This is a genomic window from Citrobacter sp. Ce129 (assembly GCF_030334545.1).
Classification (GTDB): domain Bacteria; phylum Pseudomonadota; class Gammaproteobacteria; order Enterobacterales; family Enterobacteriaceae; genus Citrobacter; species Citrobacter europaeus.
On the sequence record NZ_JAOWDS010000051.1, the window covers coordinates 100900 to 116513 of the forward strand.

The 15614-nt window shown below is 51.8% G+C and carries 14 protein-coding genes; 4 read left to right on the forward strand and 10 right to left on the reverse strand.

From position 1 onward, the window contains the following. Positions 1-7: 7 nt before the first annotated feature. Entirely contained in the window at positions 8-949 is a 942-nt protein-coding gene (gene hutG / locus OGV77_RS02545; RefSeq protein WP_043015662.1) for a formimidoylglutamase, read from the reverse strand. After that, complete coding sequence (gene hutI / locus OGV77_RS02550) at positions 946-2169, reverse strand: imidazolonepropionase (RefSeq protein WP_087051524.1); 1224 nt, start codon at positions 2167-2169, stop codon at positions 946-948. Before hutI ends, hutG begins: the two co-directional genes overlap by 4 nt. A 223-nt stretch (positions 2170-2392) precedes the next feature. On the opposite strand from hutI, the gene OGV77_RS02555 reads away from it, so the two are divergent. Then, positions 2393-3676 carry a putative acyl-CoA thioester hydrolase gene (locus OGV77_RS02555; protein ID WP_087051700.1) on the forward strand — a complete coding sequence of 428 codons (1284 nt, stop codon included), beginning with the start codon at positions 2393-2395 and terminating at the stop codon, positions 3674-3676. A gap of 54 nt (positions 3677-3730) precedes the next feature. Here the strand turns inward: OGV77_RS02555 and OGV77_RS02560 are convergent, their stop codons facing one another. From OGV77_RS02560 to OGV77_RS02570, 3 genes are all read right to left on the reverse strand, one after another. Beyond that, complete coding sequence (locus OGV77_RS02560) at positions 3731-5992, reverse strand: hydratase (RefSeq protein ID WP_087051525.1); 2262 nt, start codon at positions 5990-5992, stop codon at positions 3731-3733. Positions 5993-6060: 68 nt separating this feature from the next. Further along, positions 6061-7494 carry an anion permease gene (locus tag OGV77_RS02565; protein ID WP_087051527.1) on the reverse strand — a complete coding sequence of 478 codons (1434 nt, stop codon included), beginning with the start codon at positions 7492-7494 and terminating at the stop codon, positions 6061-6063. An 82-nt stretch (positions 7495-7576) separates the two neighbouring features. After that, positions 7577-8629, reverse strand: a complete 1053-nt coding sequence (locus tag OGV77_RS02570; RefSeq protein ID WP_087051528.1) for a 4-oxalomesaconate tautomerase — start codon at positions 8627-8629, stop codon at positions 7577-7579. A 178-nt stretch (positions 8630-8807) separates the two neighbouring features. Between OGV77_RS02570 and OGV77_RS02575 the strand changes: the two genes are divergently transcribed. Further along, positions 8808-9758 (forward strand): LysR family transcriptional regulator, encoded by a 951-nt coding sequence (locus tag OGV77_RS02575; protein ID WP_100194117.1) that lies wholly within the window; start codon positions 8808-8810, stop codon positions 9756-9758. 55 nt (positions 9759-9813) lie between these two features. Here OGV77_RS02575 and pgl read toward each other — a convergent pair whose 3' ends face one another. Continuing rightward, positions 9814-10809, reverse strand: coding sequence for a 6-phosphogluconolactonase (pgl, locus tag OGV77_RS02580; protein WP_087051531.1), 996 nt, complete (start codon positions 10807-10809; stop codon positions 9814-9816). Between the two features lie 165 nt (positions 10810-10974). Here pgl and OGV77_RS02585 point away from each other — a divergent pair, with 165 nt between their 5' ends. Then, a complete protein-coding gene (locus tag OGV77_RS02585; RefSeq protein WP_043015658.1) occupies positions 10975-11793 on the forward strand; it encodes a pyridoxal phosphatase in 819 nt (272 codons plus the stop codon). Here OGV77_RS02585 and modC read toward each other — a convergent pair whose 3' ends face one another. The 4 genes from modC to OGV77_RS02605 form a co-directional block, all read right to left on the reverse strand. Beyond that, the gene (gene modC, locus OGV77_RS02590) at positions 11794-12852 is read right to left on the reverse strand and encodes a molybdenum ABC transporter ATP-binding protein ModC (RefSeq protein ID WP_043015657.1); all 1059 of its coding nucleotides are present in this window, start codon (positions 12850-12852) and stop codon (positions 11794-11796) included. Positions 12853-12854: 2 nt separating this feature from the next. Continuing rightward, positions 12855-13544: a molybdate ABC transporter permease subunit gene (gene modB, locus OGV77_RS02595; protein ID WP_032942750.1), complete on the reverse strand. Its 690-nt coding sequence runs from the start codon at positions 13542-13544 to the stop codon at positions 12855-12857. Beyond that, positions 13544-14317: a molybdate ABC transporter substrate-binding protein gene (modA, locus tag OGV77_RS02600; RefSeq protein ID WP_032942749.1), complete on the reverse strand. Its 774-nt coding sequence runs from the start codon at positions 14315-14317 to the stop codon at positions 13544-13546. Before modA ends, modB begins: the two co-directional genes overlap by 1 nt. A 199-nt stretch (positions 14318-14516) precedes the next feature. Then, positions 14517-14666 carry an AcrZ family multidrug efflux pump-associated protein gene (locus OGV77_RS02605; protein WP_003023026.1) on the reverse strand — a complete coding sequence of 50 codons (150 nt, stop codon included), beginning with the start codon at positions 14664-14666 and terminating at the stop codon, positions 14517-14519. Positions 14667-14796: 130 nt separating this feature from the next. Between OGV77_RS02605 and modE the strand changes: the two genes are divergently transcribed. Then, positions 14797-15585: a molybdenum-dependent transcriptional regulator gene (gene modE / locus OGV77_RS02610; protein ID WP_043015656.1), complete on the forward strand. Its 789-nt coding sequence runs from the start codon at positions 14797-14799 to the stop codon at positions 15583-15585. Positions 15586-15614 lie beyond the last annotated feature (29 nt).

The following is a 15614-nucleotide window of genomic DNA, read 5'->3' on the forward strand; positions in this document are numbered from 1 at the left end:
AGGTATGTCAGTGCCACCAGTGCGCGATTTGCCAGCCTAATCGCGCCGCAACCCGCGCCGCCCTGCCATCATCGTCAAAGCGTGGATTAAATTCAACCATATCCACCGCCTGTAGTTTACCGCTACGGCACAGGGGCTCAATCAGTCTCAGCAGCGTCGCCAACGGTACGCCAAGCGCGGCGGGGGCCGACACGCCGGGCATTTCCCATACTGGCATCACGTCGAGGTCGATAGTCAGATAGACGACATCCAGGTTGGCGGCAAACTGCGCCAGCTGAGCCTGCGCCGTATCACAATGCAGATCCTCCACTACGGTCACACCGAGTCGCTGGGCTTCATCCCATAGCGCCTGGGTATTTGCCGCCCGGCTGACGCCGATACAGGCATAGTGAAATTCACGCTGCTGTTCGTCGCACAGTTGCGCCAGTTGGCGAAACGGCGTACCGGACGTGGCCTGCCCGGCATGGCGCAAATCGAGATGCGCATCGAAGTTGACTATCCCCACTTTCGCCTGCGGGAACGCATCCAGTACGCCAGCGCCGTGCGCAAAGGCGGTTTCGTGTCCTCCACCCAGAACGAAGGTACGCATGTTCTCCTGCTGACAGCGCTGTACCGCATTGCGTAACGCCTGCTGCGCGCCCTCAAGATCGGGAGCCTGCGCCACAATATTTCCCAGATCCACCAGCCGATGATGCCCATCGTGGCTGGCTAAATTTGCCAGCGCCTTGCGCAGTACATCGGGCGCACCGGCGGCTCCCGTGCGCCCCTGATTACGTTTCACGCCTTCGTCACAGGCAAAACCAAGCAGTGCTATCTGCTCGCGATACATTTCCGGGCTAAACGTCGGGCTCAGGGTGATAGTCTGAAACAGGCGCAGCGCATTCGGCGATTCGGCGCGGTCATCACGTCCCTGCCACAGCGCAGGTGAAGCAGGTTGCCAGTTAGTCATGCTATTTGTCCTTTGAATATGCGTTGGTAGAGCGGGTTGCGTCCGGGTTCATACAAGATCTCGACCGGGAGAGTTGCGTCCCACACCACAAAATCGGCCACAAACCCGGCCTTCAATTGACCGTGGGTGGCATGACGCCCCAGTGCCCGAGCCGCATGACGGGTTACGCCCGCCCATGCTTCTTCCGGCGTTAGGCCAAACTGAACACAGGCCATATTCATCGCCCAGTGCAGGCTAATAAACGGACTGGTACCGGGGTTAAAATCTGTCGCTACCGCCATCGGTACCTGATATTGTCGCAGCAACGCTACCGGTGGGCGCTGCTGCTCTTTGAGGAAATAGAACGCGCCGGGCAGCAGCACGCCGACCGTACCGCTTTGGCTCATCGCCGCCACGCCCGCTTCATCAAGGTATTCAATATGATCGGCGGATAGCCCGTGGTAGCGGCTTACTAATTGCGCACCACCAAGCAATGACAGTTGTTCGACATGACCTTTAATCGGGATGCCCAGCGCCTGCGCAGCCTGAAACACCCGCTCACTCTGCGCCAACGAAAAACCAACGCTTTCACAGAACAGGTCGACGGTCTCGAAAAGCCCTTGTTCCCACAACTGCGGCAAAATGGTCTCGCAAACCAGCGTAATATAGCCGTCAGGGTCATCACGGTATTCCGCTGGAGTCGCATGCGCAGCCAACAGCGTCGGGCTGATTTCAACGATATTCTCTGCCGCCAGCGCCGCCGCCACGCGCAATATTTTCTCTTCTGTCTGTAAATCCAGGCCGTAACCCGATTTTATTTCCAGCAGCGTAACGCCTTCTTTGATCAACTGTTCCATCCGCTGATGGGCTACGTGTAAGAGTTGTTCATCCGTGGCGCTGCGGGTCGCCGACACGGTGGCATTAATCCCCCCGCCCTCGGCGCTTATCTGCTGGTAGGAGACACCGTTTAGCCGTTGCTCCCATTCACCTGCGCGGTTTCCGCCAAAAACCAGATGCGTATGGCAGTCAATCAGGCCAGGCGTAATCAATCTGCCCTGCATATCAAAGGTATTATCATGAGTCAGATATAACGATGACTCCGGGACGATATCGCGAATCTTACCCTGGCGGACGATCAGCGCATGGCCATCCACCAGCCCATACGGGGTGCCTCGTTCAGGATCCATAGTCGCCAGACGAACATTGCGCCAGATAACATCATCAGGGAAGAATTGCTGCATTCGACTCACCACTTGTCATAGGTTGTATAGACATTTATTTTTGATTATAGGGATGTTGTCAACCTGAAGGACCGTAATTGTTATGTATTTGTGATATAAGGACTCTCCGCGCCGGGCTTTGTGGTGATAAAAACAACTTTTTACCTTTTAACCTTCCCGTTTCGCTCAACTTAGTATAAAAAAGCAGGCTTCAATGGATAACTTTCAAAGCCCGGAGCAACCTGTGAACATATCATCAGTTTCCCGTCTGGCGCTGGCTATGGCTTTTGGCGTGACGCTGACCGCCTGTAGCTCTACGCCGCCCGATCAAATTCCTTCCGATCAGACCGCGCCAGGCACCTCTTCGCGCCCGATCCTGTCGGCCAATGAAGCGAAAAACTTCGTTGCTGCGCACTATTTTTCCGCACTGACGCCAAACACCGCGCCGTGGAGCCCTTCTGCTATTTCTTTGCCTGCGCAGCCTGACTTCGTCGTTGGCCCGGCAGGCACTCAGGGCGTCACCCATACCAGCATTCAGGCTGCGGTTGATGCGGCAATCATCAAACGTACTAACAAACGTCAGTACATCGCGATTATGCCGGGCGAGTATCAGGGTACGGTATACATTCCGGCAGCAACGGGTAGCCTGACGCTGTACGGTATGGGCGAAAAACCGCTGGATGTAAAAATCGGCCAGGCCATTGACGGTGACATGAGCACCGCAGACTGGCGTCGTACGGTGAACCCGGGCGGTAAATACATGCCGGGTAAACCTGCGTGGTATATGTTTGATAATTGCCAGAACAAACGTGGCGCAAATATTGGCGTGATGTGTTCCGCCGTCGTCTGGTCGCAAAATAACGGTCTGCAATTGCAAAACCTGACCATCGAGAACAACCTCGGTGACAGCGTTGATTCGGGCAACCACCCGGCCGTTGCGCTGCGTACCGATGGCGATAAAGTGCAGATTAACAAGGTTAACATCCTGGGCCGCCAGAATACCTTCTTCGTGACCAACAGCGGCGTGCAAAACCGTCTGGAAAACGATCGTCAGCCGCGTACGCTGGTTACCAACAGCTACATTGAAGGCGATGTGGATATTGTGTCCGGTCGCGGTGCAGTGGTGTTCGATAACACCGAATTCCGTGTAGTGAATTCCCGTACCCAGCAGGAAGCCTATGTGTTCGCACCGGCTACCCTGTCAAACATCTACTACGGTTTCCTGGCTATCAATAGCCGCTTCACGGCAAGTGGTGATGGCGTGGCGCAACTGGGCCGCTCGCTGGATGTCGATTCCAACACTAACGGTCAGGTCGTGATTCGTGACAGCGTAATTAACGAAGGCTTTAATATGGCAAAACCATGGGCTGACAGCGTCATCGCAAAACACCCGTTTGCCGGAAATACGGGTGCAAAAGATGATAAAGGTGAAATCCAGCGTAACCTGAACGACACCAATTTCAACCGCATGTGGGAATACAACAACCGCGGTATCGGTAGTAAAGTGGTAGCAGAACCGAAGCAGTAATGACTGAAAAACAAAAAGGTCGCCAGCTTGAAACTGGCGACCTTTTTTATGACGTTATACCAAACGTGACTTATTAAAGTTAATCAAACTCCCTGCCTTAATAATTTCACGTTCTTCCCCGGTCAGGCTTTCCATATACACGCTGATTTCACTCACCGCACCATCATCGTGAAGCACGTAGGCTTTGATAGCGCTACTGCACTCATCCAACGCGCGGCGAATACCGGGAATAAAGATGTAGTCACCCACCTCAAATGAGGGTTGCTCTGCCATCTGGAGCGGTAGCATTCCCCAGTTGATAACATTGGAGCGGTAACGCTTGGTGGCATATTCCTGGGCGATATTTGCCAGTCCGCCAATCACTCGCTGACAGCTCGCCGCCTGCTCGCGCGCTGAACCATCCCCAGGCTTGACGGCGTAAATCATGCTGCCAATCTCAGTATCCAGCGGTTGCACATTTTCCTGACCGGTAATCTGTTGGATACGTTCGAAAACCGATGCCAGCTCGCTAACATCACCCGCCATACGCCGTTTTTCCAACTCCGACGTCGCTTTACTTCTTGCCACATACCCCGGATCTCGTCGTGACAGCGTAAATTCCGCCAGCCCCAGTGGATTAGAACGATACGAAGAGGTCTCTCCGGACGGGATAAGCTCATCCGTCGTTGTCACGTCATCAAGGATCTTCGAGGCCACTTTCAGCAGAATATTTTCCGTTAATGCGCCCAGTTCCGGCCAGTCTTTAATGTTCGGGCCGTAAATGAGCGGCTGCTGCGTGGCCCCTTTCACGAATCCCTGGTATACGCGACTCTTATAAGGCGCAGGGTTAAACGCATAGTCTGGCAGCGTATGCCAGCACTCCAGTTCCGTTGCGGCAGTGAGGAATCCCCCGCTAGCTGCCGTAGCTGCAATCGAGCGCGCATCCATCAGCGCAACGGCTGACATTTGACCATTGCCCGGCTTCGAGCCTTCACGGTTGGGGAAATTACGCGTGGTATGACGAATGCTAAGACCATTGTTGATTGGCGTATCGCCCGCGCCAAAGCATGGACCGCAGAATGCGGTTCTGATGACGGCCCCCGCTCCCAGCAAATCCGTAACGACACCTTTCTGCGCTAAATCCATAAACACCGGCTGTGACGAAGGGTAGACCGCCAGCGAGAAAGCATCATTGCCGCAGGATTGACCGCGTAATGCCTGCGCTGCGGCAATCACGTTTTCATAGTTGCCCCCCGAGCATCCGGCAATGATCCCCTGCTGTACTTTTAAGCGGCCATTTTCTACTTTGTCCAACAACGAGAGGCTGGCTTTACACTGCGCGATACGTGCAGATTCAACTTCAATCTCCCGGAGAATATCCGTGAGATTCTCATTGAGAGTATCAATCTCATAGACATTACTTGGATGGAATGGCAGCGCAATCATCGGCTTAATCGCACTCAAATCGACATAAATACAACCGTCGTACCAGGCCATCGGCTGCGGACTGAGCTGGCGATAGTCTTGTTCGCGCCCATGCAATGCCATCCAACTGCGAGTTTCATCATCTGTTTGCCAGACGGAGCTCAGACAGGTGGTTTCGGTGGTCATCACATCAACGCTGTTGCGAAAATCCGTTGAGAGATGGCGAATGCCAGGGCCGACAAACTCCATGACCTTATTTTTGACGTAGCCATTTTTAAATACCGCGCCAATGATCGCTAACGCCACATCCTGTGGGCCAACGCCCGCAACAGGCTTGCCGGTCAGATAAACGGCAACCACGCCGGGATAATCAATATCCCAGGTATCGTTTAGCAGTTGTTTGACCAGTTCACCGCCCCCTTCTCCTACCGCCATCGTGCCTAACGCGCCGTAACGAGTATGGCTGTCTGAGCCAAGGATCATTTTGCCGCCACCCGCCATCATTTCACGCATATATTGATGGATGACAGCAATATGTGGCGGCACAAAGATTCCGCCATAACGCTGCGCCGCAGACAGACCAAACATATGATCGTCACCGTTAATGGTCCCCCCTACCGCACATAATGAATTATGGCAGTTAGTCAGAACATACGGCAGTGGAAACCGCTCCATACCCGATGCTTTTGCGGTCTGAATAATACCGACAAAGGTAATATCGTGTGAGGCTAATGAATCAAACTTAATTTTAAGCTTATCCATATCACCGGACGTATTATGCGCGGCGAGAATCGACCACGCGATGGTTCCTTTTTTCGCGTCCTCTTTGCAGATATGCGCAGGCAATGACTCCTCAGCTATAATTTCATTATTATCGGAGAGATAAATTCCTTTTTCATACAACGTAATCATTTGATACTCCGTAGTCCTGTGCTTACATAAGCGCACAGTCAATTAATAATTTAAATCTGGCTTATGGTTTACAGCATGTTCCAGTTAATCAACATATTCCACCACCACACGCCGAGGGTGATATGGACAATAAAGGTTAGTAAGGTCAACATGGCGCCCACCAGCCACCACGATTTAATATCGTTATATCCGACGCCAAAAATAACCGGACCCGCAGCACCGCCGTAGTGGGTGACCATTCCGCCATACGAGTTTGAGAAAAGTAGCGCCAGCGCCGTTAACATCAGTGGGGCCCCGGACACATTCGCCAACATGGCAAACACCGGCATCATTGCCACAATATATGCGCTGCCAGAGGCAAAGAAGTAACGAACGATAATGCTCAGGAACAAAATAACGAAGAATGCCACATTGCCGTGATTACCAAAGTCGAGATTGTTTTTGAACAGTTCGGCTAACCAGTCGAAGAATTTCACTTTCGATAATAGCGAACTTAAACCGATAATACCGCCGTACCAGATTAAGGTATTCCAGCCGCCCTTATTTTTGACCACATCATCCCAGGTGACGACACCAAACAACAGCATCGTACCCATAACGACTATCGCTACCGTTGATTCATCAACGCCGAGGCTTTTACTGAAGATCCATCCCAATAACGCGAGAACGAAAATGCCCAGCAGCATTTTTTCACGCCCCTTCATTGGTCCTAAATCCTGAAGCCCAGCCTTCGCAATAGTTTTGTTATCAACCTTTTTGATTTCAGGTGGATACATAAAATAGATAACGAGCGGCGTCAGCAACAGCATAACCATTCCAGGCAATCCTGCAGCAAGTGCCCATCCGCCCCAGCTCAACTGCAGGTGACAGATATCATTGATCATTTTCAACGCCAGTATGTTTCCCGCCATCGCGGTAAAAAACATATAGCTGGTTGTTTTAGTGACCATATAGACCGACATCATCAGGTAATGGCCGACACGGCGTGGACTTTTGTCAGGCTCAGAGCCCAACGCCACCGCCACGCTGTTGATGATGGGTAATACGATTCCTCCCGCTCGCGCCGTATTTGATGGTGTTGCCGGGGCTAATACCAGGTCAAGAAATACGGTCACGTAGCCCAGGCCAAGCGTAGTATTACCTATTTTACCGATCAGAATATAGGCAATACGCTTGCCCAACCCCGTCGTCACAAAAGCAGCGCTTAAGGTAAACGCTGAGAAAACCAGCCACGTCGTACCGGAAGCATAACCGCTCAGCACGCTGCTGGTTTTAAGTACGCCGCTACCTAAATTTCCTACAACCACCATAGAGGCGGCAACCGCAATCAATAAGACTACCGGTTCAGGAAACGGTTTGATCACCAGTCCGACAATCGCAGCAAGATAAATACCAAACAGCACCCATGCCAGTTCACTTAATCCCGCAGGTGCTGGAATGAGACCGATAAGACAAGGGATCGCTAATATTAAAATTAGTTTCCATAATGATTTAACGTTCATTTTTGAGTCCTGGATAATCTGTACATCAAATACAGAATATTTTTCGATTTTCCGTAATCACAGCAAATTGAGGTCAATGCTGTCAGGGAAGGTAAACGTCACCGGAAAATATCTTTCTGGCAGTACGAATAACCGAAGCTCTGATGGTTGCGGGTTCATCCCCTTTGTTGATTAAATGAATATCAAGTGCGCCGCCAGGATGTTCGATATTGATATTCCCGTAATGCGCACCAGCCGTTACCTGACGCGTAACGGTACCATTAATGACACAACTGCTGGCGATAGCTATCGCCCCGGTAATCGCCAGCGCTTTATGGCAGGAGTGCGGCATAAAATAACGAACATTAATTTCGCCACCGTGTTGAGGAGCCGAGATAAGAATTGGCTTTGGGATAACCTTATTAGTGACATCACCCAGGCCCATAGCGTCACCGGCCTGTAAACGAATAGATTCAATGCGCGACATTAATGCGCTGTCTGCATCTAAATCCTCCGCTGATTCATAGCCCGTTTTGCCCAGGTATTCTGCAGGAATAATCACAACAGGCGTCGCCATATCCATGCAGGTCACCGGAATCGAGTCGATATAATCGATCTGCTGACCTGTCGGGAAAATAAGTCCGGTTTTGGAACCCGCGGCATTGAGAAACGTCAGCGCAACAGGCGCAGATGTTCCTGGTACACCATCAATTCTCGCTGTTCCTTCATACTCAACAACGCCGTACGGAGTTTGTATATCGGCCTCGATAAACGTGCTGGTGTTTACATTGCGAATGCGGACGCGAGTAGTCGGTATTGTGGCTGCAATCAATCCCTTTTCAATAGCAAACGCGCCAACGGCGGAAAGCATATTGCCACAGTTGGGTGTGGTATCGACTCGTTGCTCATGTACCAGTACCTGAGCAAATAAATAATCGATATCAGCGTTGGGATCGTTTGAACGACTAATAATCGCTACTTTACTGGTTAACGGATTGCCACCGCCGATACCGTCTATTTCCAGCGCATTGCCGGAACCCATAATTTTAATCAATATTTCATCACGTCGTTTTACTTCTTCAGGTAGATCTTGTGCCAATAAAAATGCGCCTCTGGAAGTTCCTCCGCGCATCATAACGCAAGGTATTTTTTTCATGACAATGCTCTCAATATTATTCCCACTGAGTACATGGTTGCATGTCATGAATAGGGTGGCTAATGACTTTGTTTGTGTGATTAGTGATTTATTTTTATTAATTAAAATTTAAGAATTGCAGATACACTGGACGCTTTCATCTTAGACAGGGGCCTCCCTGATTGAGTCCGGAGTCAGAATGAAACATGAATTATCGAGCATGAAGGCATTTGTCACGCTGGCAGAGTCCGATTCTTTTAACAATGCCGCCAAGTTACTTAATATTACGCAACCTGCGTTAACGCGCAGAATTAAAAAAATGGAAGAGTATTTACACACTCAACTCTTTGAAAGAACAACTCGCAAAGTCACATTAACAAAAGCGGGAAAAATGCTATTACCAGAAGCCAGAGAATTAATTAGAGCTTTAGATGAAACCATTTTTAATATTAGTGAAATGAATATTCATCATCACGGCATGGTGACATTGTCCTGCATTCCTACCGCGGTTTTCTATTTCTTACCGTTGGCAATAGGAAAATTTAATGAGCGGTATCCCAATATCAAGGTACGAATAATTGAACAAGGTACGAATAATTGTATGGAATCCGTACTTTGCAACGAGGCTGATTTTGGAATAAACATGAACAACATCACAAATTCCTCTATCGAGTTCACTCCGCTGGTTAACGAACCGTTTGTTCTGGCCTGTCGGCGCGATCATCCGCTCGCCAATAAACAGTTAGTGGAGTGGCAGGAATTGCTGAATTACAAATTGATAGGCGTTCGCTCGTCAAGCGGTAACCGATTGTTGATTGAACAGCATTTGGCAGATAAACCATGGAAATTGAACTGGTTTTACGAAGTTCGGCATCTGTCCACCTCGCTGGGCCTGGTAGAAGCCGGACTCGGCGTTTCCGCGTTACCCGGACTGGCAATGCCGCAAACGCCACACCCAACGCTGACAGGGATCCCATTGGTTGAGCCTGTCATTAGACGTACGCTGGGGGTTATTCGGCGTAAGGATGCTATTCTTTCACCTCCCGCTGAACGCTTTTTCTCTCTACTGCTTAATTTATGGGCTGACGATAAAGATAGTCTTTGGAAATCTGTTGCTGAACGTCAGGACAATCTACCGTTCATTAAATAAACAAAAAAATCCGCAATCTGAAAAGATTGCGGATCGTTTATAACGCCTGCACGTTTTAATACGCGTTAACCACGACCCACATTGGGCCCTGACCTACTGCATAACGTCCTTTCTCTGTCAGCAGCCCTTGCTCGCCTGCAATCTCGTACACCGCGATATGGTGCGATTTTTGCCCGGCGGCAATCAGGTATTTACCACTGTGGTCGACATTAAAACCGCGCGGCTGAGTTTCGGTAGGCTGGAAACCCTCTTTGGTCAGCACGCTGCCATCTTCAGACACGCTAAAGACCGTAATCAGGCTGGCGGTGCGATCGCAGGCATACAGATGACGCCCATCCGGCGTGATGTGAATATCTGCGGCCCAACGGGTATCAGCGAAATCAGCAGGCATCATATCCAGCGTCTGCACGCACTCGATCTTACCGTACGGATCTTTCAGCTCCCAGACGTCAACGGAGCTGTTCAGTTCATTCACACAGTAGGCATATTGTTTATTCGGATGGAACGCCATATGACGTGGGCCCGCACCTTCAACGGTGTTTACTTCAGCCGGTTCCTGCGCGACCAGATGACCATCATCGCTTACCTCAAACAGGCAGATACGATCCTGCTTCAACGCAGGAACCCACAGAATACGGTTATCCGGAGAGATGTTGGCCGAGTGACAGCCATCCAGACCTTCAACCACGTCAACCAGTTCCACCGGCAGACCATCTTCCAGACGCGTGACGCTCACGCTGCCAGCGTTATAAGAGCCAACGAACACGAAACGTCCCTGATGATCGGTAGAAATATGCGTCGGGCTGCCCGGCAGCGCAGACTCCGCCGTGAAGGTCAGCGCACCGTCATCAGGCGCAATACGGTAAGCCAACACGCGAAACTCCGGGCGCACGCCTACATACAGGTAGCGCTTATCCGGGCTGACGACCATCGGCTGTACCTGACCCGGCACATCAACCACCTGCGTCAGCGTCAGAGAACCATCGTGATTCAGGCTCCAGACGTGGATTTGCTGACTTTCAGGGCTGGCGGTATAAACGGTTTGCTTCATGAATACTCCTTTGCTTTTTGGCAGGTGGCTGCAATTGCCTGACACACGCCTAAGGTAGACGCTTTTAACGGTGAATGCTTAATTAAGGCTCAGAATTTTGTCCGGCTCCCGTCTCGGTGTACCATTCCAGCAGACGAAATTCTCAACCTTAATCTGGAAAAAACTATGACCGCACGCGTGATTGCCCTGGATTTAGACGGTACCCTGTTGACCCCGAAAAAAACCTTGCTGCCATCCTCTCTGGAAGCGCTCTCGCGCGCCAGAGAAGCAGGCTACCAACTTATCATTGTCACAGGTCGCCATCACGTTGCTATTCATCCTTTTTATCAGGCACTGGCGCTGGATACACCTGCAATTTGCTGTAACGGCACCTACTTGTATGATTATCAGGCAAAAAAGGTACTGGATTCCGATCCTCTTCCGGTAGACCAGGCATTACAGCTGATCGAAATGCTGGATGAACATCAGATCCACGGGCTGATGTATGTCGATGAGGCCATGCTGTATGAGCGCCCGACCGGGCATGTAGTACGTACCGCTAACTGGGCGCAAACTCTGCCGCCGGAACAGCGCCCAACCTTCACCCAGGTGCCTTCGCTGGCACAGGCCGCACATGACGTTAACGCCGTCTGGAAATTTGCGCTGACCGACGAAGATATTCCGAAACTGCAGCAGTTTGGTCAGTACGTCGAGCAACAGTTGGGGCTGGAGTGTGAATGGTCCTGGCACGATCAGGTCGACATTGCCCGTAAAGGCAACAGCAAAGGACGACGCCTGACCCAATGGATTGAAGCACAGGGCGGGTCAATGGAAAACGTGATTGCCTTTGGTGATAACTTCAACGATATCAGCATGCTGGAAGCCGCAGGCACTGGCGTGGCGATGGGCAATGCGGATGACGCGGTCAAAGCCCGCGCCAACATCGTGATTGGTGACAACACCACCGACAGCATCGCGAAATTTATTTACTCGCACCTGCTGTAATCAGGCGGTAATCGACACGCTCTTAATTTGCGCGTACAGCCACAGGCCAGGTTTGATACCCAGTTCATCCCTGGCCCATGGGCTAATCCTCGCCCACAGCGTCCTGCCGCCCACTTCAAGCTGAACTTCCACCTGGCCGTTATCGTCATAGCACTGCGCGACTTTCGCCCGGAGAACGTTACGAATACTGGTCTGCTGCGGCGGTTGGAGCACCAGTGAAACATCAGATGCCTGAATACGAATACGCAGCGCGGTTTGCAGCGGTTGATCCAGCTTATTGACCCACAAATGCTGATCGCCAAGCGCCAGCGCGGTCATCGCGTAGTGTGGATGATGTTCCAGCACGCTGACTTTCAGAATACTGCTTTGCTGTTCCTTAGGCAGCCAGGGGTGCATCACGCTGCTGCCCCAGACATCTTCCAGCGAACCAAACGCTTTGACCTGCCCGTTTTCCAGTACCATCACTTTGTCCGCCAGGTGCAAGATTTCATCGAGCGAGTGGCTGACGTACAGCATCGGAATATTGATTTCTCGCGCCAGGCGTTGCAGATAAGGCAGCAGTTCGCGCTTACGCGGAATATCCAGCGAGGCTAACGGCTCATCAAGCAGCAACAGTTCCGGCGCGGTAAGCAACGCCCGGCCGATCGCGACGCGCTGCTTTTCGCCACCAGAAAGACCGCCGGGCAGACGGTCAAGCAGCGGCTCAATGCCCAACAGCGCCACCAGCTTGTCAAACTGTCCGGCCATGCTTTTCGCCATTCCATAACGCAGGTTACCGCGTACTTTATAATGCGGGAACAGGCGCGCATCCTGGAAAACATAGCCCACCCGGCGTTTTTCAGGCGTTAAACAGACACCGTTCTCGACGTCGTTTAAGACCCGACCGTTGAGCACGATACGCCCGGACTGCGGCTGGGTCAGACCGCTGATGGCGTTAATCAGTGAGGTTTTTCCCGCGCCGGAAACACCGAAAATAGCGGTGATCCCGCTGGCTGGCAGCGTTTCGTTGAGCGTCAGGCAATGCGTTCCCAGCGTCTGAGAGAAATTAAGTTCCAGCATGGTTATCGCCCCGTCCGTTCACGGCTAATACGCGCCAGCCATTCAGAGATCAGCAGTGAAATCAGCGCTAACACAATAGAAATAATACATAACCTTGCCGCCGCGCTTTCGCCGCCGGGGGTCTGGATCAAGGTATACATCGCCGAAGGGATAGTGCGGGTTTCGCCAGGAATATTGGAGACAAAGGTAATTGTTGCGCCGAATTCCCCGAGGGAACGCGCAAACGCCAGCACCGTACCGACAATAATGCCGGGTAGCATCAGCGGTAGCGTAATGGTCATAAATACGCGCCAGCGTCCGGCTCCCAGCGTGCGGGCCGCCTGCTCCAGTTTGACGTCAACACCTTCCAACGCCAGACGAATAGCCCTTACCATCAGAGGGAAAGACATCACCGCTGCGGCCAGCACCGCACCGCGCCAGCTAAAGGCAAAGGTGATGCCAAACCAGTCGTACAGCCATTCGCCAATGAATCCGCGCCGCCCCATAGCAATCAACAGCAGATAGCCCACCACCACCGGCGGCAGAACCAGCGGCAAATGCAGAACGCTGTCGAGCAGAGCTTTGCCCGGGAACTTGCATCGCACAAGCAGCCAGGCAAAGAAGATCCCAAACGGCAGGCTAAACAAGACGGCCAGGGAAGAAACTTTCAGGCTCAGTATGACGGCCTGCCATTCAGGATCGGTCAGTATCATTACTTGGTCGTAAATCCATAACGTTTAAAGATTTCAGCAGCCTGCGGTCCTTTCAGGTAATCATAGAACGCGCTAACCGTTGCGTTTTTGTGCCCATCAACAATCGCGATAGGATATTCCACTTTTTTGTGCGAATCTTCCGGGAAAGTCGCAACGACTTTTACGCCCTTGCTGGCGACGGCATCGGAACCATAGACGATACCCAGTGGCGCTTCGTTACGCTCTACCAGCGCCAGCGCACCGCGCACATCTTCAGCAGGTGCCAGTTTCGGGGCCAGGGTATCCCATGCACCCAGTTTTTGCAGCGCTTCTTTGGCATAAATGCCCGCCGGAACATGTTCCGGATCGCCAACGGCCAGACGTCCACCGTTCAACAGGCTGGTCCAGTTGGTTTTGCTGTCAATAGTGAAGTCTTTCTGTGCACTGGCTTTCGGCGCGACCACCACCAGGCTGTTACCTAACAGCGTTGCACGCGTTGCGGTATCAATCGACTTTTTGTCTACCGCGTAATCCATCCATTTCTGATCGGCAGAAATAAACAGATCGGCCGGTGCGCCTGCTTCAATCTGACGCGCCAGTGTGGATGAAGAGGCAAAAGAGGAGACAACATCAACGTTCTTCTCTTTTTTGTATTGCGTCGCAATGTCCTGCATCGCGTTGGTCAGTGAAGCCGCGGCAAACACCGTAATTTTGCCTTCATCCGCCAGCGCATGCCCGGCAACGGTAAGAGAAAGTGTTGCCCCTGCAAACAAGCGTAACCATGTACGTGCCATCTGTAACTCCTTTGCGTTTCGTTATGTAGGCGCAAATATAACGAGTAAATCAGGATTTTCCCAGAGGTTATTGATACCAATTAGAGGTTAGACAAAGAAAATATCGGCAGGGAAAGCAGGATCTTGAGAAACTGTAGTCAGCGAAAACGGGTTGGCAGGCGAAAAATATAAACGCCCGACTGAGCGGGCGTTTGGGGAATCAATGATTCTGTCTGGACTGGTCTTTCTGACCGATACCGGAGAAAATGTTGAACACTTCACCCAGTCCGTAAATCAGACCCAGAATGATGGCCATTACCACAGGTACCATGATTACGGCGAATACCAGACTTTTCAATAACTCTAACATGGTCAACTCCAGATATAGTCCTTAGCTGTATTCTAACCACATAACGCAGAAAAGCACTCCCCTTTTGTGCGGTCGGCTTTGCTCAGGCGCGGTTTTCCGTCACAATACCCTTTTTTGCCAGGAGCTTGTGATGCAGGCCGAAATCCTTCTTACGCTGAAACTTCAGCAAAAACTGTTTGCCGATCCCCGTCGCATTTCTCTGCTTAAGCACATTGCGCTTTCCGGCTCCATCAGTCAGGGCGCGAAGGATGCAGGTATTAGCTACAAGAGCGCCTGGGATGCGATTAATGAAATGAACCAGCTCAGCGAGCAGACGCTGGTTGAGCGCGCCACAGGCGGCAAAGGCGGCGGCGGCGCGGTGTTAACACGCTACGGCCAACGCTTAATCCAGCTGTACGATTTACTGGCGCAAATCCAACAAAAAGCCTTTGATGTTTTGAGCGATGACGATGCGCTGCCGCTCAATAGCCTGCTGGCGGCTATCTCTCGTTTTTCACTGCAAACCAGCGCCCGTAACCAGTGGTTTGGCACAATAACCGCCCGCGACCACGATCAGGTTCAACAGCATGTCGACGTCCTGTTGGCCGATGGCGAAACGCGCCTGAAAGTCGCGATCACTGCGCAAAGCGGCGAGCGTCTGGGTCTTGAGGAAGGCAAAGAAGTGTTGATTCTGCTGAAAGCACCATGGGTAGGAATTACTCAGGACGACGCTATTGCCCAGGCCGCCGATAACCAGTTGCAGGGTACGATCAGCCATATAGAACGCGGAGCGGAACAGTGTGAAGTGCTGATGACGTTACCAGACGGCCAGACGCTGTGCGCCACTGTCCCGGCCCAGGACGCCACAACGCTACAAGAAGGCGCTAACGTCACCGCATGGTTTAATGCTGACCGGGTGATTATCGCCACACTGTGCTGAGTTAATTGACATCAGCCTGAAGAACACGT